This is a genomic window from Endozoicomonas arenosclerae (assembly GCF_001562015.1).
Lineage (GTDB): Bacteria > Pseudomonadota > Gammaproteobacteria > Pseudomonadales > Endozoicomonadaceae > Endozoicomonas_A > Endozoicomonas_A arenosclerae.
In genome coordinates this window covers 14,601-39,005 of record NZ_LASA01000091.1, presented here as the reverse complement: position 1 = coordinate 39,005, position 24,405 = coordinate 14,601, and the positions used below count along the sequence as shown (strand labels likewise).

22 protein-coding genes are annotated in these 24,405 nt (G+C 48.2%); 11 read left to right on the top strand and 11 right to left on the bottom strand.

What is annotated here, in order from left to right:
- Window positions 1-113: 113 nt before the first annotated feature.
- From rlmH to WG89_RS14760, 3 genes are all read right to left on the bottom strand, one after another.
- On the bottom strand, window positions 114-581 hold the full coding sequence (gene rlmH / locus WG89_RS14770) for a 23S rRNA (pseudouridine(1915)-N(3))-methyltransferase RlmH (RefSeq protein WP_062267442.1): 468 nt from the start codon (window positions 579-581) through the stop codon (window positions 114-116).
- Entirely contained in the window at window positions 581-931 is a 351-nt protein-coding gene (rsfS, locus tag WG89_RS14765; protein WP_062267440.1) for a ribosome silencing factor, read from the bottom strand. Before rsfS ends, rlmH begins: the two co-directional genes overlap by 1 nt.
- Before the next feature lie 147 nt (window positions 932-1,078).
- On the bottom strand, window positions 1,079-2,341 hold the full coding sequence (locus tag WG89_RS14760; protein WP_281177700.1) for a glutamate-5-semialdehyde dehydrogenase: 1,263 nt from the start codon (window positions 2,339-2,341) through the stop codon (window positions 1,079-1,081).
- A gap of 293 nt (window positions 2,342-2,634) precedes the next feature.
- Here WG89_RS14760 and WG89_RS14755 point away from each other — a divergent pair, with 293 nt between their 5' ends.
- Window positions 2,635-3,396, top strand: a complete 762-nt coding sequence (locus tag WG89_RS14755; protein ID WP_062267436.1) for a DeoR/GlpR family DNA-binding transcription regulator — start codon at window positions 2,635-2,637, stop codon at window positions 3,394-3,396.
- Between the two features lie 39 nt (window positions 3,397-3,435).
- Window positions 3,436-3,825 carry a VOC family protein gene (locus tag WG89_RS14750; RefSeq protein ID WP_062267434.1) on the top strand — a complete coding sequence of 130 codons (390 nt, stop codon included), beginning with the start codon at window positions 3,436-3,438 and terminating at the stop codon, window positions 3,823-3,825.
- 172 nt (window positions 3,826-3,997) lie between these two features.
- Here WG89_RS14750 and WG89_RS14745 read toward each other — a convergent pair whose 3' ends face one another.
- A complete protein-coding gene (locus tag WG89_RS14745; RefSeq protein ID WP_062267463.1) occupies window positions 3,998-5,569 on the bottom strand; it encodes an ATP-binding response regulator in 1,572 nt (523 codons plus the stop codon).
- Window positions 5,570-5,898: 329 nt separating this feature from the next.
- On the opposite strand from WG89_RS14745, the gene WG89_RS14740 reads away from it, so the two are divergent.
- The 4 genes from WG89_RS14740 (at window position 5,899) to WG89_RS14725 (ending at window position 12,021) form a co-directional block, all read left to right on the top strand.
- The gene (locus WG89_RS14740) at window positions 5,899-6,789 is read left to right on the top strand and encodes an SDR family oxidoreductase (RefSeq protein ID WP_062267432.1); all 891 of its coding nucleotides are present in this window, start codon (window positions 5,899-5,901) and stop codon (window positions 6,787-6,789) included.
- 18 nt (window positions 6,790-6,807) lie between these two features.
- A complete protein-coding gene (gene hrpB / locus WG89_RS14735; protein ID WP_062267430.1) occupies window positions 6,808-9,339 on the top strand; it encodes an ATP-dependent helicase HrpB in 2,532 nt (843 codons plus the stop codon).
- A 41-nt stretch (window positions 9,340-9,380) separates the two neighbouring features.
- Window positions 9,381-10,115: an FAD-binding oxidoreductase gene (locus tag WG89_RS14730; protein WP_062267428.1), complete on the top strand. Its 735-nt coding sequence runs from the start codon at window positions 9,381-9,383 to the stop codon at window positions 10,113-10,115.
- Window positions 10,116-10,359: 244 nt separating this feature from the next.
- Entirely contained in the window at window positions 10,360-12,021 is a 1,662-nt protein-coding gene (locus WG89_RS14725; protein ID WP_079253848.1) for an alpha/beta fold hydrolase, read from the top strand.
- Between the two features lie 48 nt (window positions 12,022-12,069).
- On the opposite strand, the gene WG89_RS14720 is transcribed toward WG89_RS14725, so the two are convergent.
- A complete protein-coding gene (locus WG89_RS14720; RefSeq protein ID WP_062267426.1) occupies window positions 12,070-13,326 on the bottom strand; it encodes a VTT domain-containing protein in 1,257 nt (418 codons plus the stop codon).
- A gap of 355 nt (window positions 13,327-13,681) precedes the next feature.
- Here WG89_RS14720 and trmH point away from each other — a divergent pair, with 355 nt between their 5' ends.
- From trmH to WG89_RS14700, 4 genes are all read left to right on the top strand, one after another.
- Complete coding sequence (gene trmH, locus WG89_RS14715) at window positions 13,682-14,365, top strand: tRNA (guanosine(18)-2'-O)-methyltransferase TrmH (protein WP_062267423.1); 684 nt, start codon at window positions 13,682-13,684, stop codon at window positions 14,363-14,365.
- A gap of 269 nt (window positions 14,366-14,634) precedes the next feature.
- Window positions 14,635-15,732 carry a polysaccharide deacetylase family protein gene (locus tag WG89_RS14710; RefSeq protein ID WP_062267421.1) on the top strand — a complete coding sequence of 366 codons (1,098 nt, stop codon included), beginning with the start codon at window positions 14,635-14,637 and terminating at the stop codon, window positions 15,730-15,732.
- Between the two features lie 12 nt (window positions 15,733-15,744).
- Window positions 15,745-16,110 (top strand): c-type cytochrome, encoded by a 366-nt coding sequence (locus tag WG89_RS14705; RefSeq protein ID WP_062267419.1) that lies wholly within the window; start codon window positions 15,745-15,747, stop codon window positions 16,108-16,110.
- A 140-nt stretch (window positions 16,111-16,250) separates the two neighbouring features.
- Window positions 16,251-16,763, top strand: a complete 513-nt coding sequence (locus tag WG89_RS14700; protein WP_062267417.1) for a hypothetical protein — start codon at window positions 16,251-16,253, stop codon at window positions 16,761-16,763.
- Window positions 16,764-16,848: 85 nt separating this feature from the next.
- On the opposite strand, the gene WG89_RS31695 is transcribed toward WG89_RS14700, so the two are convergent.
- From WG89_RS31695 to WG89_RS14675, 5 genes are all read right to left on the bottom strand, one after another.
- Window positions 16,849-17,322, bottom strand: coding sequence for an endonuclease/exonuclease/phosphatase family protein (locus tag WG89_RS31695; RefSeq protein WP_062267415.1), 474 nt, complete (start codon window positions 17,320-17,322; stop codon window positions 16,849-16,851).
- A gap of 508 nt (window positions 17,323-17,830) precedes the next feature.
- Window positions 17,831-18,307 carry an endonuclease/exonuclease/phosphatase family protein gene (locus WG89_RS14690; RefSeq protein ID WP_062267413.1) on the bottom strand — a complete coding sequence of 159 codons (477 nt, stop codon included), beginning with the start codon at window positions 18,305-18,307 and terminating at the stop codon, window positions 17,831-17,833.
- Between the two features lie 231 nt (window positions 18,308-18,538).
- Entirely contained in the window at window positions 18,539-19,372 is an 834-nt protein-coding gene (locus WG89_RS14685) for a thymidylate synthase (protein WP_062267411.1), read from the bottom strand.
- Window positions 19,369-20,259 (bottom strand): prolipoprotein diacylglyceryl transferase, encoded by an 891-nt coding sequence (gene lgt / locus WG89_RS14680; RefSeq protein WP_062267409.1) that lies wholly within the window; start codon window positions 20,257-20,259, stop codon window positions 19,369-19,371. The genes WG89_RS14685 and lgt overlap by 4 nt, the downstream gene beginning before the upstream one ends.
- 152 nt (window positions 20,260-20,411) lie before the next feature.
- Window positions 20,412-21,200, bottom strand: a complete 789-nt coding sequence (locus WG89_RS14675) for a sulfite exporter TauE/SafE family protein (RefSeq protein WP_062267407.1) — start codon at window positions 21,198-21,200, stop codon at window positions 20,412-20,414.
- Between the two features lie 432 nt (window positions 21,201-21,632).
- On the opposite strand from WG89_RS14675, the gene WG89_RS14670 reads away from it, so the two are divergent.
- Window positions 21,633-22,526: a lysophospholipid acyltransferase family protein gene (locus WG89_RS14670; RefSeq protein WP_062267404.1), complete on the top strand. Its 894-nt coding sequence runs from the start codon at window positions 21,633-21,635 to the stop codon at window positions 22,524-22,526.
- A 180-nt stretch (window positions 22,527-22,706) separates the two neighbouring features.
- On the opposite strand, the gene WG89_RS14665 is transcribed toward WG89_RS14670, so the two are convergent.
- Window positions 22,707-24,017, bottom strand: a complete 1,311-nt coding sequence (locus WG89_RS14665) for a protein kinase domain-containing protein (RefSeq protein ID WP_062267402.1) — start codon at window positions 24,015-24,017, stop codon at window positions 22,707-22,709.
- Window positions 24,018-24,405 lie beyond the last annotated feature (388 nt).

The window sequence follows — 24,405 nt, the reverse complement described above, 5'->3', positions numbered from 1 at the left end:
TAGCCATAAACTGGAAAGGGTTCCCACCACCACATCAAGATACTTCTCACTGAGCTGTGCAGAGAGATTTCCAGTGCATCTAAACAGACACTACCTGTCGTTCATAGCAGTGTCTATTTATGATAGGGGTGATTCTTGAGAATACTCCAGGCTCTGTATACCTGTTCAGCAACGACCACCCGGACCAGGGGGTGCGGCAATGTTAATGGCGACAAAGACCAGCGAAGGTCGGCCTGAGCCATAACACTGGCATGAAGACCTTCCGGCCCCCCTACCATAAGGCTGACATTACGGCCTGAGTGCATCCACTCTCCCATATTGTCTGCCAGTTTTTCAGTGGACCAGGGTTTCCCCTTGATCTCCATAGTCACCACCAGGTCTCCCTGGCCTACCGCTGCCAACATCTGCCCCGCTTCTTTTTCCTGAAGACGGTTAACATCAGCGCCTTTGCTGCGTCGATTCAAAGGAATCTCAACCAGATCCAGCTTCAGATCTGAACCCAGACGACGGCTGTATTCCTTATAACCTTCATCCACCCAGCCTGGCATTTTAGAGCCAACGGAGATCAGACGAACACGCATCAGGACTGCTCGGTAGCCTGCTGTTCCTCGCTGGGCTCCCACAGACGTTCAAGATCGTAGAACGCACGGGTAGCTGGCAGCATAACGTGAATCACAACGTCGCCCAGATCGACCAGAACCCAATCGGACTTTTCCTGACCTTCAGTACCCAGAGGGCGAACACCGCTCTTCTTGCACTTATCAATCACATTGTCGGCTACAGATTTTACGTGGCGGTTGGAAGTACCGCTGGCAATGATCATGTAGTCGGTTACGCTGGTCAGCTCAGAAACATCCAGGCAGGAGATATCGTTGCCTTTCATTTCTTCAATTGCATCAATGACCAGTTGTTTCAGTTGTTCAGATTGCATATATCTATTTAGATCTCGATAAAAACCAAAAGCCTGAACATGAATTGTACAGGCTTTTGTTAGAATTGCTTCCTGATTGGGTACTTAGGTACTCATGCAGGGATTTGGGGTGAGATCATTGATCAGCACCCGGCGCTTGGCAATCCGTTATTTCCGGATATGACCGTCGCCCAATACTACATATTTCTGGGACGTCAGCCCTTCAAGCCCCACGGGGCCACGGGCATGAATCTTGTCTGTAGAAATACCTATCTCAGCCCCCAAGCCATACTCAAAGCCATCCGCAAAGCGGGTTGAAGCATTGATCATCACCGAGCTGGAATCCACTTCCCTCAGGAAATCCCGACCCCGGGTGTAGCTCTCGGTAATGATCGAGTCGGTATGATGAGAACCATAACGATTAATGTGACTGATTGCCTCAGCCATATCTTCAACCACCTTGATGGCCAGAATCGGCGCCAGATACTCTGTCTGCCAGTCTTCTTCAGTCGCGGCCAGAGCACCGGAGACAATATCACAGACCTCAGGGCAGCCTCTGAGTTCAACGCCAATTTCCTGATACCTGGAAGCCAGCTCAGGCAGCAGCTCTTTTGCGACTTTTCTGTTAACCAGTAACGTTTCCATGGCATTACAAACGCCGTAGCGATGCGTTTTGGCATTGACTGCGATGGCAATAGCTTTTTCACGATCCGCCAGATCATCAATATAGACATGGCAAATACCATCCAGATGCTTGATCACTGGCACCCTGGCGTCACGACTGATGCGTTCAATCAGGCCTTTGCCGCCTCTTGGAACAATGACATCCACATACTCTGGCATGCTGATAAGAGCGCCTACGGCTTCACGATCCGTAGTTTCTACAACCTGCACGGCGGCTTCCGGCAATCCTTCAGAGGCAAGACCTTTCTGGATACACCGGGCAATAGCCTGATTAGAAGCAATAGACTCACTGCCTCCACGAAGAATGACGGCATTTCCTGATTTCAGGCAGAGACTGGCCGCTTCAATAGTCACATTGGGACGTGACTCGTAAATGATGCCAATCACCCCCAAAGGCACTCGCATTTTGCCTACCTGAATACCACTGGGAACGTATTTCATGTCATCAATAGTGCCCACTGGATCCGGCAGAGTAGCCACCTGATTGAGATTTTCAATCATGGTATCAATCCGGGCATCAGTCAGCTCCAGACGATCCAGAAGAGCGGCATCCAGACCACGACTGCGACCGTTTTCCAGATCAACAGCATTGGCTTCACGCAGTGCCGGTCGAGTCGCTTCCAGCTCAGCGGCAATGGCCAGCAGAGCCTTGTTTTTCAGACCTGTATCCGCTTTTGCCACCCATGCACTGGCTTCCCGGGCTTTCTTGCCCAGCTGATGCATGTACTCTGTTACCTGTTCAGTCACTGCGTGCTCCTTGTACCTGGCCTGCAACAGAATGGTTATTCTGCTAGAGCAAGCCTTCTGAATGCCCCGATCAATAGCTTTTCATGAAAATAGTGACTCATGGTCTTCGCTCTATTTCCTGAGCGCGGCATTATAACCCGCATCCTGCAATACAGGAACGTTGGCCTATTTACAGAAATACCAACGCCTCCGCCCTGACAAGAAAATAATACGCATTATTTTGCAGAAAAATGCATTTACAAGCAGGAAAATGCAAACTAATATGCAACCAGAAATTGAACCCGGAATCTTTTATGTCTGGACAAATTGATCTGAACAGTCCTGATACCCGTCAGGCGCTCATCACAGAAAGACTCAATACGGAAAGGGTGCTGGTCGCAAAAACCATTGCCCTTGAACTCGGGGTTTCTCTGGATACCGTCCGCAGAGATCTTATGGCACTTGAGGATGCGGGGATTCTCAAGAGAGTCAAAGGCGGTGCCGTGCCCATAACCAAAAAACACGCACCGGTTTCAGAACGCATAAAAGACAAAACAAGCTGGATACCCAGAGTAAATGACTGGCTCCCTTCCTTACTTCAAGGTGTGAACACACTATACCTGGATGGAGGCAGTGCCACATTTCACTTGGTAAACAGTGCTGAGTTTCAGTTTGCAGGGCAAGTCATCACCCCTTCTCCCCTGATTGCCACATCCCTTCTGGAGCTCGATATTTCGACCACGCTCATTGGAGGAAAGTTATCTCAATCAGGAGGCATTGCCACAGGAGCAAAAGCGGTAATGGATATTTCAGATTGCCATGCCGACCTTGCCATTTTGGGTACCTGTGGGCTGGAGCTGGCATTTGGCCTTTCAGCAGAAAACCAGCATGAAGCAGAAGTCAAAAGGGCCATGACACAGAACTCAGACAAAACGGCTGTATTGGTCCACCATGAAAAAATGAATATCAGAGCCCCCTTTAAAGTCATTGAGACTCAATCGATCGATCTGATTATTACCAACGCCTCAGCCACTGCGGCCTATCGGGAGTTGGAAATAGAGATTCTAGACGCCTGACGAAAACGTTGTCAGCCAAAAATACCAGTGAGAAGCAGTATGAAAATCGAGCATGTAGCCATCTGGTCCAAAGACCTTGAAAAGCACAAACAGTTTTTTGAAACCTATTTCAATGCCCAGGCATCAGACAAGTACATCAATGAGCACAAAGGTTTTAGCTCATACTTTCTGACTTTTAGTGAAGGCGCCCGTCTTGAGCTGATGAATATGCCCTGCATTCCGGAGTCAAAGGATAATATTTACGAACAGTTCACCGGCTTGATTCACCTTGCCATGTCACTGGGTTCCAAAGAAAAGGTAGACACTTTGACCAAAAAACTGGCAACAGACGGGTTTGAAGTGCTCGATGGCCCAAGAACAACCGGTGACGGATATTACGAAAGCGTTGTATTGGACCCTGAAGGCAACCGACTGGAACTCACAGAGTAAGCATTCTTGGGCGTAGCCCTGAACCCGTTCGGGCTGAGCCTGTCGAAGCCCAACACCACATCCTTTCAACAAGCTCAGGGTGAACGGAATCCGTAGTTAATCGGGAAGTTATTTCGAGACAAATCCTTAGCGATGAGACGGGGCTATTCAGCCCCTGTCTCATGCACTCACCTCAGGCAATAGGCATGGTAAACTCGAAGACAGTGCCACCCTCAGGGTGACGCAGGAAGGTAAGTCGACCACCGTGAGACTGTATGATCGAATGACATACTGTCAGGCCAATCCCCATACCATCGGATTTGGTGGTGTAGAAAGGAGTGAACAGTTTTTCTTCCGCGTCATCAGCCAGACCATAACCGCGGTCGATCACTGAAACTTTCACGAACTGATCGTCCACCTGCTCAGCTTTAACCCAAACACCAATATCACGGGTATCCTGATCTCTCATGGCCTCCATACCATTACGAATCAGGTTCAGGGCTACCTGCTGAATCTGTACCGGATCGACTTTCACCTCTGGCAGGTCTTCCGCCACTTCCGTATGGATTTCCATACTGTTGTTACGGGCATCCACTTCTGCCAGCTTGACGGTGTCGCTGATCAGCTTGATCGGATCAACCCGACCCAGAACATGATCAGGCTTCTTAACAAAAGAGCGAATGCGAGCAATGATCTCACCGGCACGACGAGCCTGGATATTGATCTTATCCATGGCTTCATAAAGAGAGTCATAAATATCGTCATCTTTATGCTCCAGTCTGGCCATCATTCGTTTGGCTACCTGGGCATAGTTGGAAATAGCCGTCAGCGGCTGATTAACCTCATGGGCAAACCCTGCCGCCATCTCTCCCATAATACTGAGACGGGAAACATGGGTAAGCTTTTCTTTCTGGGTTTCCAGCTCATCCAGAGCCTTTTGCAGAGCAGCCTGTCCACGCTTTTTACTGGTAATGTCGGTGAACACAACCACCGCACCATTGGGCTGACCTTCTTCCATGATCGGCGTGCAGGAATAGCTCACCGGAAAAGAAGTCCCATCCTTGTGCCAGAAAAACGCATCGTCCACTCGTTTGCTGACGCCTTTATTCAGAGCAACCTGAATAGGTTCAAGATGCTGGCTGCGTGCTTCATCACCCGCCTCATCGAGCATCAGTTCAATCAGACTTCGGTTGATCAGGCTGTCCATTGGCCAGCCTGTCATAATGGAAGCCGCAGCATTTGCAAAGGTAATATGCCCCCGGCTGTCCAAGCCGAAGATACCTTCGTTCATGCTTTCAAGAATGCGAGCCTTGTCTGCTTCCAGCTGACGGTTACGGGCCGAAAGCGCCTGTTCCAGTCGATGAATCTTGAGCTGGGTCTCCACCCTGGCAATGACTTCCTCGGCCTGGAAGGGCTTGGAGATAAAGTCCACCGCACCGGTCTCAAGACCACGCACCTTGTCCTTGGTGTCATCCAGGGCTGACAGAAAGATCACGGTAATATTGCTGGTATCCGGATCTTCTTTCAGCTGACGGCACACTTCATAGCCGTCCATACCGGGCATCATGATATCCAGCAAAACCAGCGCCGGCTTGGCCTTGTGGGCAATCCTAAGGGCACTTTCACCGTTTTTCGCAATAAGAAGCTTGTAGCCCCGTCCACTGAGGGTCTGCAGCAGCACCTGCAAGTTGGTGGGGTTATCATCCACCAGAAGAATGCGTTCTACATCATCAACCGTTTCCGGAGGAGTGTCTGCCACGTACATATTGTTCGCCAATTCGTTAGTCACAGCTGGAAAAAGCATAGTCGAAGAAACGCGTCATTCTGCCAGAATTTCCCCTGCAGAGCATGGGGTCTTTACATATTTCGCCCGTTACCTTTGCGTGTTTTTACTGCTCTCTCTGCGAAACAGGTGATTCTGGCTAACAATCAGTCTTTTATATCGCTCCAGGAACCTGTCGGACTTAAGAGGCTGTTTGAAAAGTAATAGATCGGTTGAAAACCAGTAGAGTGAGTCCGACTCTGTTCATACCCTGACAGTCATGCTTCAATAGCCAGTTATGAATTAACCGCCCGAGATATTGGAACCCAAGTATGAAAGTACTGGTCATCGGTCAAACCGGCCAGGTCGGCTATGAAGTCTGCAGAATCCTGGAGGAGAAAGGCATCTCCTGGCACGCTCCGGACAGAGAAGAACTGGATCTCGCCGAACCAGAACAGATACAGACCTGTCTGAACCGCCACCAGCCCGATCTGGTCATCAATGCTGCTGCTTACAACAACCCGGTCAAGGCAGAAAATGAGCCTTCCCGCTGTTTCAGTATCAACCGGGATGCGGTGGCCGAACTGGCAGACTGCTGCCAGCGACAGGGCATTATCCTGTTTCAACTCTCCAGCTACCGGGTGTTTGATGGCACCAAGCAGGAACCCTATAACGAGAAAGACCCAACCAATCCGATCGGTGTTCTGGGCAACAGCCGACTTCAGGCGGAACAACAAATCCGTGAACGTTGTGAGCGCCACATTATTCTCAGACTCTCATGGATCATCAGTGAACGTAGACCCAATATTCTGAGAAGGCTGGCGGAGCAGATGCTGGTCGAGAAAGAAGTCTATGTGACACCGGACCAGCTGGGCTGCCCAACTCCCGCTGATGATGTGGCTCGAGTTATCGTCGCGATGGTCCAGCAGCTGGATTGTGGCGCTGAGTCTTGGGGCACTTATCATTACTCTACGACAGAGTCAGTATCTGAAAGCAACTTTGCCGAAGTTCTCATTGCCGAAGCGTCTCAACATAAGGAACTGAAAGTTCGCAAGTTGATCATGGCCAAGATTGACTCAAGGGAAGGCATTAAACCACCTGCAAATGGCACACTGTCGTCCAATAAAGTACTGAATACTTTCGGAGTACACGCCCGCCCATGGAGAAGTGCGGTTGCCCGGATCATCCGGGAAGTCTACAACGTAAGCAAGCCCTCTAAATAAGTGAAACCTGCGCACCCGATGATGCCGTTAGACCTTCCTTCCCTTCCTGTTACCGAGATTCTGCCAGAGCTGGCTGACCGATTGACCCGGCATGACCGGGTCATTCTGCAAGCCCCCACCGGCGCCGGAAAAACGACTCTGGTTCCTCTATATCTGCTCCACCAGATGAATTTGCCAGGCAAGATTCTGATGCTGGAACCCCGACGACTGGCTGCGTCTGCTGCTGCTATCAGAATGGCGGACCTGCTTTCTGAGCCTGTTGGCAAAACTGTGGGTTATCGAATGCAGCTGGAGAATAAAGTCAGTAAAGACACCCGGATTGAAGTGGTCACTGAGGGCATCCTGACTCGCATGCTGCAGGATGACCCCGAACTCTCCGGTGTTTCACTGGTGATTTTTGACGAATTTCACGAGCGCTCACTTCAGGCCGATCTTGGTCTGTCTCTGTCGTTGCAATGTCAGGAGTTTTTCCGTGATTCACCTCTGAAGTTGTTAATTATGTCAGCAACGCTTCAAACAGAAGCTCTGACCAAGGCTCTGGATGCACCGTTAGTTATCAGCCAGGGCTTCAGTCACCCGGTAGAAATCATTTATCGCGACCAGCTCATCAGGGATCGCAGTTTTTTTGCTCTTTGCCAGGAAGTTTGTCAGTCCATTCTCAACGCCCTCAATGAACAGGAAGGGTCGCTGTTGGTCTTTCTTCCCGGTGCAGGTGAAATCCGGCAGGTGAATACCTTACTAAACGACAAAAACCTGCCACCTGAAGCTGAAATACTCCCACTGTTTGGTGATATGAACCTGGCCAACCAACGGAAAGTGATTCAGCCAGCAAAAGCTGGAACACGGAAGATCGTTCTGGCGACTAACATTGCTGAGACCAGCTTAACCATTGAAGGCATTCGTATTGTCATTGATGCCGGGCAAGTTCGAAAAGCGGTTTTTGACCCTGCCAGCGGAATGACCCGACTTGAAACACGGCGTACCAGCAAAAGCAGCGCTGACCAGAGAAAAGGTCGTGCCGGGCGACTGGAGTCAGGTGTCTGTTATCGGCTCTGGACTGAATCTGAGCAGGAACGACTGGCAGCTGCCGACACGCCTGAAATAGAGGAAGCTGACCTTTCTCAACTGGCTCTTGAATTGGCCGCCTGGGGAGCATCTCCCGAAGAATTATTCTGGCTGAACACACCGCCGGATAGACGTTATCAGGAAGCAGTCTCTCTTCTGGAAAATCTGGGCGCACTCTCCAAATCATCAGGTGGACTTACTGCGACGAAGCATGGTCAGGAAATGTCCAGACTCGGAGCTCATCCTCGCATTTCCCACATGCTCATTGTTTCTGCTGAAAAAGGCTTGCTGGAAGCAGGTTGCCAGTTAGCGGCTGTCCTTTCTGAGAGAGATTTGTTAAGAGGCGATAGAGACCGCTCTGTTGATATTTCCCAGCGACTCAGACTTATCACAGGAGAGTCATCAAGCAACAACAATCACTCCGTCCGAAAAGCCAGACAGCTGACACGACAATGGTTTCAGAGACTTAAAAGCAGAGAGGTTAAATCCAGTTCTGACAATACTGATGCCTACCCCCGACTCTTGCTGGCTGCTTATCCGGATCGAATAGCTCAACGAAGAGGGCAGTCCAACCAATACCTTCTGAGCAGTAGTCAAGGCGTAGAGTTAGATCCGCAAGATCCTCTCACTTCTTTTAGATACCTTGTTATTCCTACGCTCGGCGGTGCAGGAGGGCAACGTAATGCCAAGGCGTTTCTTGCCAGCCCTGTCGATCTGCATACTCTTTACGACGAATTGCCAGAACTGATTCTGGAACAGAAAACCGTGACCTGGAGTTCTGAAAAGGAGCGGGTTATAGCTGTTCAGCAGGCGAAACTGGGGGCATTGGTACTGGAAGAAAAGCGTCTAACGTCGCCTGATCCTGAATTAATTCAGGCCGGTTTGATGGCCGGTATTCGTCATAAGGGCCTGAATTGTCTGCCATGGGACAAGGACTCACTGCAACTCAGGGAAAGAATGCAGTTTCTCGCCCACTTCCAACAAGCCAGCGAAACCGGCTGGCCAGCAATGACAGAATCTGCGTTGCTGAATGAACTGGAGGAATGGTTAGGTCCCTATTTGACGGATATGTCGAAACTGGACCACCTGAAAAAATTATCCTTGACCAACATACTCTTAAGCAGGCTGGACTGGCCCCAGCAACAGCTGCTTGAGTCAGAAGCCCCTGAGCGGTGGCAAGCCCCCAGCGGATCCAGGATTCGTATTGACTATTCCACCCCTGAAGAGCCCAAAATATCACTTCGACTTCAGGAACTGTTTGGTGCCCTGGAAACACCCGTCATTGGTTTTGGTCAGCAACCCCTGACCATTGAGATGCTTTCTCCCGCTCAAAGACCTGTTCAGATCACCCGTGACCTGCACAGTTTCTGGGAAAGCACCTATCAAGAGGTCAAGAAAGATCTCAAAGGCCGATACCCCAAACATTACTGGCCGGATAATCCTCTGGAAGCCGAAGCCACCCGATTTGTCCGGCCCAGAAAGTAAAGACGACTAAACTGCTGAGAACCTTATTGAAGGAGTTCAAAATGCCTCGTCCACTCTACCCTGCAACGTTAATGGCCAAACAACAGATCAGCCAGAATACGGTTCAGCTGGACTTCAGGGTAGAGGGTGATTTTGATTATCAGCCCGGGCAGTTTGTTCAGCTGCATTTCACTTTTCAGGGGCAGGAGTACAAAAGAAGTTACAGCATTGCCAACTCCCCGGAATCTTTCCAAAAAAACCAGCAGATTGAGATTGCCATCAGCTTTGTTGAAGGGGGAATAGCTTCTTCCCTGTTCAGTGAGGCAGAAGCCGGTCTGGCACTGTCTGTGGGTGGCCCATTCGGTATTCTGACAGCGCCTGAGCACTATGATGGTCGCATTATTCTGGCAGGAACAGGCACAGGACTGGCGCCGTACCGAGCCATGATCCCGGCACTGAAGAAGTTGGCTGACGAAGGTACCCAAATTCTAGTCATGATGGGTGTAAGACACAGGGCCGACATGATTTACGAACAGGATTTTCGTGAGTTTGCCCAAACATCGGACGCCATAGAATATCGCGCCTGCTACAGCCGTGAGGCATCACTGGATGAGTCTGATCATGAATACTCGGGTTATATCCAGAACCAGTTTCCATTGCTCAACCTCTCTGTAGAAAAAGATCTGATTTACCTGTGTGGTAATCCGTCCATGATTGACGACGCTGCGGCAGAACTCAAAGAGCTGGGTTTTGGTCCAAGACAGGTGAAACGTGAGAAGTACGTTTTTTCAAGCTGAAAAGCCTGGTCACTGAACTGATTAACCAAAGGTCTATTGTCGGTTATTAAAGCCCAATCCTCTCTACCCTTCCTTAAGTCATGCGCTGATCAGTGACCTCTTGTTGCTTTATAAACAAAGCTCGAACAAGTTAATACACACTCACTTTAAACTTATGTATGCTTAGAGACGACTCTTTTGAAGGGCACCTGACATTCCTACTTCAATTGAGATCAATCCAATAAAAATAAAAACAGGAAATCCTATGTCTCACTTTCGAATCTCTCACCTGATTCTCTACCTGTCGTTGTCTCTTTTCCCGGTACTTTCACAGGCCAACATCAAACCGTTATTTCAGTTTGCTGCTGGGTTGCTGAATAAAGGGCAGTTCCCGGAATCGGACCGCTATACCACGGACGATGATATCGTCATCCTGACAAACGACGGAGTGGAGTTAACGGCTAATATTTTTGTACCCACAAACCTCAATGGCCCGGCACCGGCTGTAGTATTTATAAACAGCTGGGGGCTTAATGAATATCAATATTTGCAGCAAGCCGCTGACCTCGCAGAAAAAGGATACATAGTCCTGAGCTATGCGACACGAGGCTTTGGTAGTTCTACCGGGCAAGTAGGTACAGCGGGTCCAAAAGACATTTCTGACTACAGTCAGGCCATCGATTATCTGCTGAATAATTACCCCGTAGACCCAAACGCCATCGGTACCGCTGGCATTTCTTACGGCTCAGGTATCAGCCTTCTGGGAGCTGCTCAGGATGAGCGGGTGAAAGCGGTTGCCGCTATGAGTAGCTGGGGCAGTCTGGTTGACGCCCTGTATGGAAACCAAACCCCCAGACTCGCATGGGCCGAAATACTAACCCTGACAGCTGAACTCAGAGGCAACCCTGATCCTGTGATTGCTGAAAACTGGGACATCATCAAAAATCAGCAATTGTCCCGGATTCCGGAAGTTCTGGAGTGGGCTGAGGTTCGCTCACCTATCAATTATGTAGAGCAACTGAACCAGAATAATACTGCCATTTATTTTGCCAAAGCCTATGGAGATAACCTCTTCCAGCCCAACTCCCTGTTGAAGATGTACAGCCAGTTAACCACTCCCAAACATATGGACCTGCTAACTGGCACCCACGCAACTGCAGAATTACTGCCATCTCTTTTAGGCATCGGAGAAGATCGGGTCTGGAATAACGTGTACCAATGGTTCGACATTCATCTGAAAGGAGAAAGTAATGAGCTAAGCCAGTCCAGTCCATTGCAGATGAAAGTGAAGTTCCAGGACCGTTACGAAGGCTTCAGCAGTTTCCCCATTCCATCGGCTTCAGCAGATACTTTCTACCTGCACCCAAGAGGTGCTTTTGATAATGGAGACCTGGAAAAGTCGCCCTACAGCCCGCCTTTCGGGATTCCAAAAGACAATACTATCAACGCTTGGTCCGGCACCCTGTTCAGCACTCAGATACCCGTTCTTTCTCAAATACTGGAACAGCTTGAGATTCCGGTAATGACTAATATTTATGCTGCGTCCGATTTCAGAGGTATCTATTTCAATACTGGCAAGTTAAGCAGCACCATGCAGATTCGAGGCAACCCTGAAGTCAATCTTCAGGTCCAGCCTCATTACGAAAAGGTTCAACTGGTGGGTTATCTCTATGACATGGATCGTTTTGGCAATGCCAGACTGATCACTCACGGAGTCACTACATTGCCTGACGCCAAAAGGGGAGAGAAAATAGCCTTGTCTTTTGAGCTGGTCACAACCGCCTACGACGTGTCAGAAGGTCATCGTCTTGTATTAGCGATTGATACTATGGACCCTCAGTACAAGAGGCCGACAAAAGCCAACTACTTCCTCGACTTCGAATTCAGTAGACAGAATCAATCCACTTTGTCTGTCCCGACCCTTTAAACCTGAAAGCGCTTGAAAAAAGCAGCTTGGGAGAATCCCGGGCTGTTTTCAGCCTGAAGCAAGAAAGCGAAAACCTCTGCCATTGGCATAAACTCTTTCTGCAATCACTGCTGCACTGTACCAGATGCTCCCCAGCAACAAGCCTGCCAGAACATCCCCAAACCAGTGGGCTTCAAGCACCAGGCGAGAAAGCGCCACCATCATAGCTATCAGCATGGCGCAGCTGTAGGCACAGAATTTCACCACCCTTCTTTGTCCGCTGACCAGGTATAACGTTACCAGCAACCAGACAAAAGTTGCCTGCGTAGTATGACCAGAAGGAAAGGAGAACTGTTCAAGTCCGTCGTAATTAGCCGGTCTGGGCTTCTCTATACCCCACTTCATCAACCAGAGCGTAACTTCCATACCAGCTACACAGGCACACATGATCAAAAACTGTTTATAGCGTTTGATCCAAAGGAAGTAGATGCCACACAACAGCAAGGGAAACCATAAATCCACGACACTGCCCAGCCAGGTCACCAGAGCCAGAATATGTTTAACAATCGGCACCGAAAAACTGACAACAAAAGCCTGAATTGCTGCATTGTGATCATCCAGTTGACCACTGACGTCCATAACGGTAAGCAGAAGCAAACTGATATGACCCACCACAACAAAAGCGACAGGAAGCACCAGCAGCATTTTCTTTCGACAGAGCGCTCGATCCAGAATCAAGCCAGTATAGGGAATCAGCAAGGCAACAACCGTTATGCCTGCCAACAATAAATAAAAAGTCTCAGGCACCTCTATCTTAAGGGCTGCTCCGGTCAGGTATCCTGGCATCAGATAAGCTACAGCCCAGGGAACCGATGAAATCAGATTGATGGTATAAAAGCGCAGGGGAGACATATCCATCATTCCCGCTACGGCAGGTATAACCGGTCGAATAGGTCCTATAAAGCGTCCCAGAGCGACGCTGAAACCACCAAATTTTTCAAAAAACTGTTCGCCTTTTTCCAACCAGCCCGGATGTTTAGAGAAAGGCCAGTAACCACGAATTCGGGCATGCAGGTGGTGGCCCACCTGAAAGCTGATACCATCTCCCAGAGCAGCACCTGCAAAAGCCCAGATCAACATAGGCAAAGGCTCCATCAAGCCACTGCCAGCCAGCGCACCCAGAGCAAACAGCACAGCAACACCGGGTATAATAAAACCGATTGCAACCAGCGACTCCACAAAAGCTGCAAGAGCAATAAACGGGCCCAACCAATGCCCATGTTGTTGAAGCCATGCATGTACTGCTACAAAGCTGTCAAATTCCACAGAAGGCCTCTTTCAGAGTCATCATAGTTTTTTACCATGAAAAACATTTCAGAAAACACAATTGCAACGGTCTGAACTCTGTTGAAGTTATGGCAATGTCGGCCTAATTTCCAGAAAGACTGAAGCTACAATTTATAGAAAACCGCCAAGACTCTCATAAAAGTCACGGTGCCTGCGACCAGATCTACAAAACTTTACCTGAGCATATACGCCAGAAGGCCTGCGACAGTACGAAGAAAGCAGATCAAGTCATGTGGATAACGGTAATTTGCGTCATATTCTCAGTCTGACACTTTCTTCGGTGTAGAATGAACCCAATAAAATTCTCACATCATGTCGTATTCAGAGAACCATCATGACACCGGAACGTTACCAAAAATTTAAAGACTTGCTGGATCGTCGCCAACCTGACCTGACTGTACTGACCGATCAGGTCCATAAACCCCATAACCTTTCAGCGATCATTCGTACCTGTGATGCAGTCGGCATCCCTGACATTCACCTCAGCCAGCCCAAGACGGGATATCGAAACTTTCGCGGCCGGGCTGTTGGCAGCCATAAATACGTCAATGTCCACCACCACAACAGTGTTGAAGCGGGCATCTCAAAACTGAAAAGTGACGGCTTTAAAGTGTATGCAGCTCATTTTTCTGATGAAGCCATTCCGTATTCAGACGTGGATTACACGATTCCTGTGGCTGTTATGATGGGGGCAGAGAAAAAAGGCATCAGCGCTGAAGCAGCAGAGCTTGCCGACCAGCACATCATCATCCCCATGCAGGGCATTGTTGCTTCATTTAATGTTTCTGTGGCTGCGGCTGTCATTCTGGTTGAAGCCCAGCGTCAGCGCCTGTTGAAAGGCATGTATGACCATCCCAGCCTGCCTGAAGAGATCTACACTCCAACCCTGTTTCGCTGGGGCTACCCGGAACTGGCCAGGTATTGCGACGAACGCGGGCTTAAATACCCTGAAATCGATGAGAATGGCCAGTTGGTAGATCCTTCCTCCTGGTACTCCAGAATCAGGGCTAAGACCTAAGTCGTAAGGCAGATTCAGCCATCCGAATATAGTCTTTTGAATGTTGGTCATTGAAAAGTCGTCGCCTGAAGGTCCTACCAATCCTGAAGGATGACGCACTCCCCCTATGGATCTAATTGATCGGGCGCCCTTGAGGCGCCGTTTTTTTGTCCTCAGGTTACAGTTCTTGCCAAACATACCGTAAATGTCTTAGTTTCAGGTTTTAAAACTAACCATAAGCGGATCTCAGTCTGCATCTCTTTCCACCCTACATAAAGAACAGAGACTTCATGACCCGTCGCATTGCTTCATACTCCCGACAGCTTCTCCGACCCCTTAAGGGAGCTTTTGCCCTGGCAGCAATGCTGCCCTCTCTTGTCATGGCCGCCGACAGCGCTGTCTTCCTTCAATATCATCATGTCAGTGATAAAACACCGGCTGTCACCAGCATTTCACCTGAGATGTTCCAGCAACACCTGGACTATCTCGATAAAAATGGTTTCAAGGTAGAACCCATTGAGGAAGTCATTAAAGCCATTCAAAGCGGTCAACCTGTCCCTGACAAAACCGTTGTGATCACCTTTGATGACGCCTATAAAAACATCTATGAAAACGCCTTCCCCATACTGAAAGCCAAGGGCTGGCCGTTTACGATTTTTGTCAGCACCCAGCCTGTGGATAAAGGCTTTGGCAAGTTCCTGACCTGGAAACAAATTCAGGAGATGACCCGTTCAGGCGCCACTATTGCCAACCATACAATCAGCCACCCCCATATGCCGGAAAAAAAACCGGGTGAGTCCAACGAAGCCTGGCTGGAACGCTCTAAAAAGGAGATCACTGATACCGAACAACGTATCAAGGAAAAGACAGGACAGAGCGTAAAAATGCTGGCCTGGCCTTTTGGTGAAACAGCTCCCGAGCTCAGGAAAATGATCAAGGACATGGGGTACGTGGGATTTGGCCAACAATCAGGCGCCATCGGGCCTCTGTCTGACTTCACCCGACTGCCTCGCTACCCAATGTCCGGCAACTACACCGATATGAGTGGCTTCAGAACCAAAATAAACAGCAGACCACTGCCTGTAACCCTGCAAGAACCTGACACTGCCATTATCGACCCAAAAGACCTTATGCCTTCTCTGACCATGACGCTGGCAGACGGTGCCTATCAGAAGAAACAGCTGAACTGCTACGTTTCCGGGCAAGGCAAAGTAGAGCTGGAATGGCTGGATAAAGAGAAAACCCAATTCCGAACTCAGGCTAAATCCCCTCTCCCTGTGGGCCGCAGTCGCTATAATTGCACAGCCCCTTCTATGGATGGGCGTCATTATTATTGGTTTTCTCACCAGTGGCTTCGCTTTACGAAAGACGGCAAAGCTCTGGATTAAACGGCACGTATCATGACAAAACAGGCCTTGTTGCTGAGCAGCCTGACAGCTGCTCTTTTACTGACTGGATGTGAACAACAATCCGGCAACGGGTTCCGCCCGGTTGAGATGACACCAAAGTTGGAAGCTGCCAGAAACAAGGCTCTGGTGCTTTGCTCGGGCTGTCATGGCCCGGAAGGTATAGGCACGGCAGACTTTAATCCCAATCTGGCCTGCCAGAAAAAAGTGTATATGGTGAAGCAGCTGAATGACTACCGGAACGGCCAGCGTGGCAACCATATCCCCATGGTTAATATCGCCAAAATGCTTACGGAAGAAGAAGTAGATTCCATCAGCGAATGGTACTCCCTGCAACGATGCCCCTCAGATACTCTTTAGGAGCTTTCTCAGGCTCCTGACCCCTTTTTATATACAGTTAGTGATTCTGACCAAGACGTCAGTGATCCCTCCTTTAACCCCATGTAATACTGCTTTCCAGTGATAAACCAACAGTTCATGGATTAACAAGGAGGTATGCCATGGCTACAGGAAACGAAATGGGCACAAGCCCTCCTCCCCCAACGGTCATCAATGTGGCCGCGAATCAGTTTGCCCAGGCGACAGCGAATGCGCTTGTAAAAACTGCAGGAGAGGTTGCTGTACAAGCTGGAGAAAGGGCTAAAAGAACCTTTATGGGGCTGTCTGTGGACAGTTTCAGAGTTCCCAACTTCATAAAGGAGAAGTTTAATTCCATCGGAACGTCCAAAACCTGGAAAAGCATTAAGAAGTACTGTGTACGTATTAATGAATCCTGGGGAACCGTAGCCCGTTGGGGAATGGGCGGTGCATTGGCCGGTGGTTATCTCTTTGGCTCAACAGTCGGCGCCGCTTTTGGTATGGGGATTGGCAGTGCTGCTGGCCTCTATTTCGCCGCTAATACCTGGTCGGACACGGCCAAACAACAAGAGCAAGCGGAACTGGATGCCGCAAAGCTGAAGAAGTACCAAGAGCAGTATGGGGATATCAACCCATACGAAGGCGAAATCGTCTGATCAAAAGATAGGATCTACGAATCTTGTCTGACTTCTGAAGAGCCCCTGTCACCAGGGGCTCTTTTATTTGAGCTTCTAACCGAATTTACTGACTGATCACAATGTCGGTCCACACTAGACGATGATCAGATGACACACCTTTACTGTTGCCCAGCTTTTCGTCATACACCAGGTGATAGCCTTCTTCATAGCTGGCAGGCCAGAAGACACCGGACGCTTTAACCTCTAAATTGGCTGATGGCACAACATGATCCAGCCATAAGCCACTGGTACTGGTAATGTTTTCAGGGTTTGGCATATCTCTGTCGCAGTCGCCTGAATCAAGACATTCCGGACCACCACTACTGGCTGGGGCTTTGATGCCAATCGCTGCCTCATTGTTTACCAAAGAATGTTTCAGCAAGTCCTGAATAGCAGTAAGGTCACCATCACCCACTTCAGGATCAGCGTTCAGATCGCCTGCAATAACAAACCTGGCTCCCTGCTCCAGACCACCAAAAACATTATTATCGTCGTATATGTAACTCTGGCCGTCGATGTAATCAACCCAGAAATCCACTTCCGCACGATTGCGCTTGGTATTATGGTCTGCTGGATTGTCGAAGATAAGGGCGCCGGATGAGAAACCAGAAAGTGAACAATTTCTTCTCCCGTTGCAGTTTCTACACGAACCGGCAAATCAACATGGTTTCTGGATGATAGCGGGAACTGTAACCAGGCTTTTTCAGGGTACCATCTATCACCACACTGTTTTCCTCCAGGTAGTGTTACGTTGCACTCATCCACTTTAATATTTTCTTCACCCGGCATATCTTTCCACTTAAAGTGCTGGAAAGTCCAGATGTTGTCTTCATCAAACGGGAATTTAGAGAACACGGCAAAAGCATACTAGCCATGGTATTCACCAAAGCCCAAGGCGTCATCGAGGCCGCCCACTAAGAAATAGTCCTGAAATAATTTCCTTGTGGAACCCTTCTTAAACCCGTTCGGGCTGAGCCTGTCGAAGCCCAATGCCACGACCCTTCGACAAGCTCAGGGTGAACGGAATCTCTATGTAAACCGGGAAGTTATTTTGAGACAAATCCTAAGCCATCCTGATTCAGATCATAGCCACTTTCCAATCCAGTATTAGTCGCAAAGCTTTTTTGATACTGATACTCAATACCTTCCAGAGATTCATCCTGAGCTACAGACAAATAGTTCTTCTGAAAACCTTCCAGTGCTTTTGTGTCTTCACCGGTTCCATCGTTGTTAAACTCTGCCAGAACAAAAACGTCAGGGTTAGTACGCTGAATCACTTCCGCTACATTTCGAATCTGGATCACTTTTTTAGCGGTGTCCTGATTCTCAGACGTAACGCCATCAGGATTATTTTCGTATTGCTCAACCAATTTATCCTGTTGTTCAGGAGTCAGTTCCATTTGATCAACAAGGATTTCATAGGAGGCTCTGTCAAAGGAAAGATTGTAAGTCGCAAAACGAACAGAAGAAGTGACTTCTGTTTCTGAGGAGCTGTTATCATCACACCCGGTAAGTGCAGCCATGGTCAGTACTATTGCGCAAGATTACGCGCAAACTTCATAGTCAGTCCCGTGAACTCAGTGAAGGGAGGCGCGTATTTTACTTAAGACAAAGGTTTTAAATATTCGTTAAAACCGAAAGATCGTTCTGTTTTTTTGAACGAAATATTCTTATCTTGAAATCAACCAGACGAATCAAGAAGTAACGTTTTGCTTTTTGATTCGTCTGACATTGCTTTAATAACCCAAAGCTACTTAAACAGAAACAGCCGCCTTGATATGAGGATGTGCCTGATAATCCACCAATTCAAAATCATCAATGGTGAAGTCAAACAGATCCTTGATCTTGGGGTTCAGTTTCATCGTGGGCGATGGGAATGGCTCACGACTTAACTGTTCTTCTGCCTGTTCAAGATGATTGGAATACAGATGAGCATCACCAAAGGTATGTACAAAATCACCCAGCTCAAGATCACACACCTGGGCAATCATCATGGTCAACAATGCATAAGAAGCAATATTGAAAGGCACTCCCAGGAAAATATCTGCACTGCGCTGATAAAGCTGACAGGAAAGTTTGCCGTCCAGAACATAAAACTGGAACAGGCAATGGCACGGAGGTAAAGCCTGCTTACCCATAGCGGCATTTTCTTTGGGGCTGAATTTCACATCAGGCAGAACACTGGGGTTCCAGGCACTGATCACCAGTCGCCTGGAATCCGGATTGGTTTTAATTTCATCCAGCAGCCACTGAATCTGGTCAAAGGTTTCACCGTTTGCACCTTCCCAACTGCGCCACTGTTTTCCATAGACAGGACCCAGGTCACCCTCATCCGTAGCCCACTCATCCCAAATTCGAACGCCGTTTTCTTTCAGATAGGCAATATTCGTATCGCCTTTCAGAAACCAAAGCAGTTCATGAATGATGGAGCGCAGGTGACACTTTTTGGTAGTGACCAGTGGAAAGCCTTTCGACAGATCAAAGCGCATCTGGTAGCCAAAAACACTGTAAGTGCCTGTACCGGTTCTGTCGGATTTAAACGTGCCCTGCTCTTTCACATGGCGCAGGAGATCCAGATACTGTTTCATGACTTTGATCCTTTATTTCTGCCGCTCATGGCTTTTTTCTTGCCGGGCTTGGGCGCATACTTTTTCAGCCAGGCCAGGTCATCCTGATTCTGACCGTCCACCAACGGGAACTTCTTATAGGCTACCACCATCAAGCCTGCTCCAAGAAGAATCATAGGCACGGTGAGCAGTTGTCCCATCGTCAACCAGTCAAACGCTATAAAACCAAGCTGTTCATCCGGTTGGCGAACAAACTCCACGCAGAAGCGACCGACACCATAGATCAGCAGGAACAAACCGGAAACAGCCATGCGTGGACGCGGCTTGGCTGAGAACCACCAGAGCGCACCGAACAGAATAATACCTTCAATCACAAACTGGTAAAGCTGTGATGGATGCCTTGACATTTGCGTAGGATCGGTAGGGAACACCATTGCCCAGGGAACATCCGTTACCCGGCCCCAAAGTTCACCGCCAATAAAGTTACCCAGACGACCCATACCAAGCCCCAGAGGCACAACAGGAGCAATAAAATCGGTCATCTGGAAGAAGTTCTTGCCAATTTTTCGGCCATAGAGGAATACAGCAAGCAGAACCCCCAGCAAACCTCCGTGGAAAGACATCCCCCCTTCCCAGATACTGAAAAGCCAGAGCGGATTTTGCAGGAAGTAGTCGAAGTTGTAGAACAGCACATAGCCCATGCGTCCACCCAATATGACGCCAACCGCGACATAAAACAGCAGATCTCCAATCTGCTCGGGATTCCATAAACCATTAGATTTTTTAGCTCTCAGGACAGCCAGCCACCAGCCGCCAGCAAAACCCACCAGGTACATCAAGCCGTACCAGTGAACTTTGAGAGGCCCAAGGCTGATCGCTACGGGATCAATTTGAGGATATGGGATCACAGGAGGTCCGGGTGTTTCTAGAAGTTAACTGACATACATTGCGCTGGCGAACCAGAAACAATGCTCATTAAGTATTGGTAGATCAGTGTATCAGCAGGACGCAGGAATGAGCCAGCTTCAAGAGGAAGCTGACTCTAATCTTTTGTGACACATTACATTGAGAAAAGAAATTCACAACCCACTACCAACAGCAGGAGAGCAAACAGCTTTTGCAGTTTTTCAGAGGACAGTTTGTGCGCCAGCTGGGCACCGAAACGGGCAAAAAGCATACTGGTCAGAGCGATACCCAGAAAAGCCGGCCAGTAAACATAACCGGTGCTCATGGTAGGCAGTAAATCATTATTCCGGCCCAGAAACATGTTAGCCGCAGCTCCCATAATCGCTATGGGCAAGCCACATGCCGCAGAGGTGGCTACGGCCTGAGCCATGGAGAGATTACACTTGCGCAAAAAAGGTACAGAAAGCGTACCACCGCCAATACCAAAAATACTGGATGCCCAGCCAATCACTCCACCAGCCGCTACCAGAACGGGTCTTCCTGGAACCTTACTGCTTTCAGACGGCTTAAAGCCAAACCACATTTTGGCAGCAACAGCGAGGGCAAAAATACCAATCACTTTCTGCAACATGGGGCCAGACATTTGAATGGCGGTATACACACCAAACCATGAACCCAGCAGGATACCTACCGTCAAAACACTGAACACTGGCCACTGGACAGCCCCTTTGGAATGATGGGCTCGAATAGAGCTAAGGGAAGTCACCACAATGGTGGCCAGTGAAGTGCCAACGGCCAGATGGGTCAGAATATCAGGCGATAATCCCTGCAATTTGAAACTGAAAACTAACACCGGGACAATCACCAGGCCGCCGCCAATCCCGAAAAGACCGGCCAGAGTGCCGGCCAGTGCGCCGAGCAAGAGGTAGGAAAGAAAAATCATTAAACAGCAATCCAGCTAAGCAGCCACAAGCCAGAAAATCTGTTTTGATTATCCGTGCCTGAGGTCATCATAAATTATCGGATAACACTCCCTCAGGAATGAAGACCAGTCCTTATTCTAAATGAAATCAACAGGTTAATTGACCAGAAAATGACTGTTTAGTTCATATTATTTTTGAAAGAGTCTTGATAGCTCTAGTCATCAAGTTAACTTAATCCATTATAAATAACTTTTATTTTTTAAGCCGCGGGTCGCTGATAAACATTTTATAAAGACGCTTCGCTGCCCTTTAATCCGTTGCTCTGCTTTGCATGAGCGTGATCAATTTACACAGCATTACAAATTATATACTCACATCCACTTAAAAGATGGTTTATTCATCTACTTATATCTTTTACAATTTTTCTTACATAATATAAAACCATATTTATAATGCCTATGAAGCTGAACTGCTGGAAAAACGTAGCAGCTAACTATCTGGTCAGGCTACTGACCAGAATACCCAAAACAGCTTACTCAGCATTTAGCCTGATATTTTCCTATGCTCTTCGTCTTCAAAAAAACCATATCGCCAGAGCGTCCATTCAACAGGCTCTTCCATACCTTTGTGAAAAAAAGATAAAACAGATTATTCGCCAATCTGCCCGGCACACCGTCGATTACGTACTAGCTCTGCCCCAACTGGATAAACAGCCCTATCAATTGAATCATCAGGATGTGTTGACTCAGGCATTAGCAGAGAACAAAGGCGCAATCATTATTTCCCTTCATATGGGTCCTCCCGACTTGGGTACAATGGCAGCCACCCAAATAGGCATTCCGACTACAACATTGATTGGAGCGGGCAAACACTCTCCTCTGACCCATACAGTGGGTAAGGGGCTTCTAAAAAAAGTAGGCATTGATCCCATTGCCAAAGGCGATCCCACCGTTATTTTCCAGTTACTGAAACAGAAAAAAGCCATTTTCCTGTACAACGATTTGCGTTCAAGAGAAATGCCCGTGACATTTTTCGGACATGAAACCCAGGCTCCAGCCAGTGGCATCATGACAGCCCAACTACTGAATGCTCCTGTTTTATTTCACTATTGCACACTTGAACACAATGAATGGCAGCTTCATTTTGAGCGCATTGAATTGAGTAACAGCGGGAACAGGAAAGAAGACGCTCAGCATAATCTGCAGCAAATCATTCACAGAATGGAGCAAGTCATTCGTGAACACCCCGAGCTATGGATCTGGCATTACGATCGTTTCCAACTGAAAAAGAAGGTCAGTCGAATCAAAGGGCTCCTGCTGACTCAGCCCAAACCGGATCTGTCATAAAAGCGTCTGGAGCAGGTAAAGATTATTCAAGATTGGACTACTGAACGACAGCGCTCATATTCAGTTCATGAAGATGACACTAGACTGATTGCGAGTCAGTTACCATCTGATTCGGCGAGCATAACCATTAAGGCGGCCCCCGGGTCCGCCTTTTTTTATCTGTCAAAAATGCAGTCAATCTCAGGATGAACTGTGTCTAATCGCATTTAACCTTTCAAAAACCTCATGGGCATCGGGCCTTTTAGCAGGATCCGGATGGGTACAATCATTTATGATGGACTGCGTTGCCTTGAGAATCTCTGCTTCATAGTCACTGGGCTGCTTTGTCTTGTAAGCAGGAGCGTCCGCTTTCAGATGCCGGAAATATCGGGTTAAGGGCACCTGCTCCCACTGTTTATCTTTATCAGCCACAGACCCTATATCTTCAGAAGAAACACGTTCAAAATGCTGCCATAAAGGCTGGCCTACACGAGAAGCCAGAGCCATTTCATGGCCTACAGGTGTCAAATAAAGTGCTTCAGCCAACATCATTCCGAAAGACCAGACATCCCCTTCCAGTGTCGCATGGGTATATTTCCACTTTTGACCAAAGCCATTGGGATATCGCAACTCAGGCGCATGATATTCATTGTTGTAGAAAGTGAATTTCTTTCTACCCAACTTCTGGGCACCGGATTCAGCCGAGACATCACTGGAACGCTCAAAGTGTGTCAGCAGAACCTGCCCCTCTTTTAAATAAACATGCCCCAGTCTTATATCACCATGGGCAATAGAACGTTCATGAGCATGCTTCAGGGCTGAGGCCAGGCTCGTCATATCTGCCAGCGTCTGGTCAAGGCTTCTGGGCGATGCTTCAAAAGCATCCTGATAGTTTTTACCCGGTAACTCCAGTACGGGTATAGAGCCCGTCTGGGAAGGATCATAGGCCAGCTTGAGAATCACAGGGTGATCCAGCCTTTTTAGTACAGGTACCTGGCGAGCAACACCACCCAGCAATTCCAGAAATTGATGGGGCGCCCCTGATTGAGCATGATCCAGATTCACCATATTCACGATGCCATTCATGATCACAGGCACATTGGTTTTTGTCGTCAGAGTGACTTCAGGATACTGATTGAACCAGCTTTTCCCATATTCATTGAATTCAACCGATAAGTCCTTTGTTTCAAAACTCGAAGACTTATACACAACCAGGTGATACTCCTCATCGGAATCCATATCGACTCTACCTGGATTAGCTGCACGAGAACGGGCAATGCGATAATACTCGCGATCATCCACACGTCCCAACAGGCTTAACTCAATACTCCCTTCCCCTAGCTTCATAGTGGCAATGGATTGACTCAGTTTGGGAATAAACTGATCTTCCATGTCCAGAATATAAGCAGTAAACGTTTCTTGCCCGGGAGCCGCAAAAAGGCTGGAGACAAAACCAAAAAAAAGAGAAATTATTGCAAAAACAACAAGATAGAATTTATTCGATCGATTCATAGAGTACTCCCTGACCATGAATTTATAGAGATAACCAGAGAATTAGAGCTTATTTTCCTGCTTAAGTTCCTGCCTGAATAGTTATGGGCCTGGAGAGCTTTGTCTGAAACAAAGACTCAAACGTTCAACTGACCAGGCAGCTCATTCTATCCGCAGGAAAAAAGATAAGTATTTTCACCTACAAATACTTAGAAAAGGCTGGCAGAATAGCCCACAGAAAAAGCTGAAAGCTGTCGTAGAGTTTAGGGAAGGTACTCCACTGTTGTTTAATTAACAGTCAATCTCAGGGCGGTAGCGTGCCTTTAGTCTGAGAATTTTTCTAATAGCATACATACTATTAACTTCTTTCATTAGCCACACTATAAACAAACTTAAGTAATTAAAAGTT

Bases quoted from the DNA above. Each gene is read 5' to 3' on its own strand.
- rlmH (WP_062267442.1), bottom strand. From the start codon at position 581: ATGCGTGTTCGTCTGATCTCCGTTGGCTCTAAAATGCCAGGCTGGGTG.
- rsfS (WP_062267440.1), bottom strand. From the start codon at position 931: ATGCAATCTGAACAACTGAAACAACTGGTCATTGATGCAATTGAAGAA.
- WG89_RS14755 (WP_062267436.1), top strand. From the start codon at position 2,635: ATGTCTGGACAAATTGATCTGAACAGTCCTGATACCCGTCAGGCGCTC.
- WG89_RS14750 (WP_062267434.1), top strand. From the start codon at position 3,436: ATGAAAATCGAGCATGTAGCCATCTGGTCCAAAGACCTTGAAAAGCAC.
- WG89_RS14745 (WP_062267463.1), bottom strand. From the start codon at position 5,569: ATGTACGTGGCAGACACTCCTCCGGAAACGGTTGATGATGTAGAACGC.
- WG89_RS14740 (WP_062267432.1), top strand. From the start codon at position 5,899: ATGAAAGTACTGGTCATCGGTCAAACCGGCCAGGTCGGCTATGAAGTC.
- hrpB (WP_062267430.1), top strand. From the start codon at position 6,808: ATGATGCCGTTAGACCTTCCTTCCCTTCCTGTTACCGAGATTCTGCCA.
- WG89_RS14730 (WP_062267428.1), top strand. From the start codon at position 9,381: ATGCCTCGTCCACTCTACCCTGCAACGTTAATGGCCAAACAACAGATC.
- WG89_RS14725 (WP_079253848.1), top strand. From the start codon at position 10,360: ATGTCTCACTTTCGAATCTCTCACCTGATTCTCTACCTGTCGTTGTCT.
- trmH (WP_062267423.1), top strand. From the start codon at position 13,682: ATGACACCGGAACGTTACCAAAAATTTAAAGACTTGCTGGATCGTCGC.
- WG89_RS14710 (WP_062267421.1), top strand. From the start codon at position 14,635: ATGACCCGTCGCATTGCTTCATACTCCCGACAGCTTCTCCGACCCCTT.
- WG89_RS14705 (WP_062267419.1), top strand. From the start codon at position 15,745: ATGACAAAACAGGCCTTGTTGCTGAGCAGCCTGACAGCTGCTCTTTTA.
- WG89_RS14700 (WP_062267417.1), top strand. From the start codon at position 16,251: ATGGCTACAGGAAACGAAATGGGCACAAGCCCTCCTCCCCCAACGGTC.
- WG89_RS14690 (WP_062267413.1), bottom strand. From the start codon at position 18,307: ATGGCTGCACTTACCGGGTGTGATGATAACAGCTCCTCAGAAACAGAA.
- WG89_RS14685 (WP_062267411.1), bottom strand. From the start codon at position 19,372: ATGAAACAGTATCTGGATCTCCTGCGCCATGTGAAAGAGCAGGGCACG.
- WG89_RS14675 (WP_062267407.1), bottom strand. From the start codon at position 21,200: ATGATTTTTCTTTCCTACCTCTTGCTCGGCGCACTGGCCGGCACTCTG.
- WG89_RS14670 (WP_062267404.1), top strand. From the start codon at position 21,633: ATGCCTATGAAGCTGAACTGCTGGAAAAACGTAGCAGCTAACTATCTG.
- WG89_RS14665 (WP_062267402.1), bottom strand. From the start codon at position 24,017: ATGAATCGATCGAATAAATTCTATCTTGTTGTTTTTGCAATAATTTCT.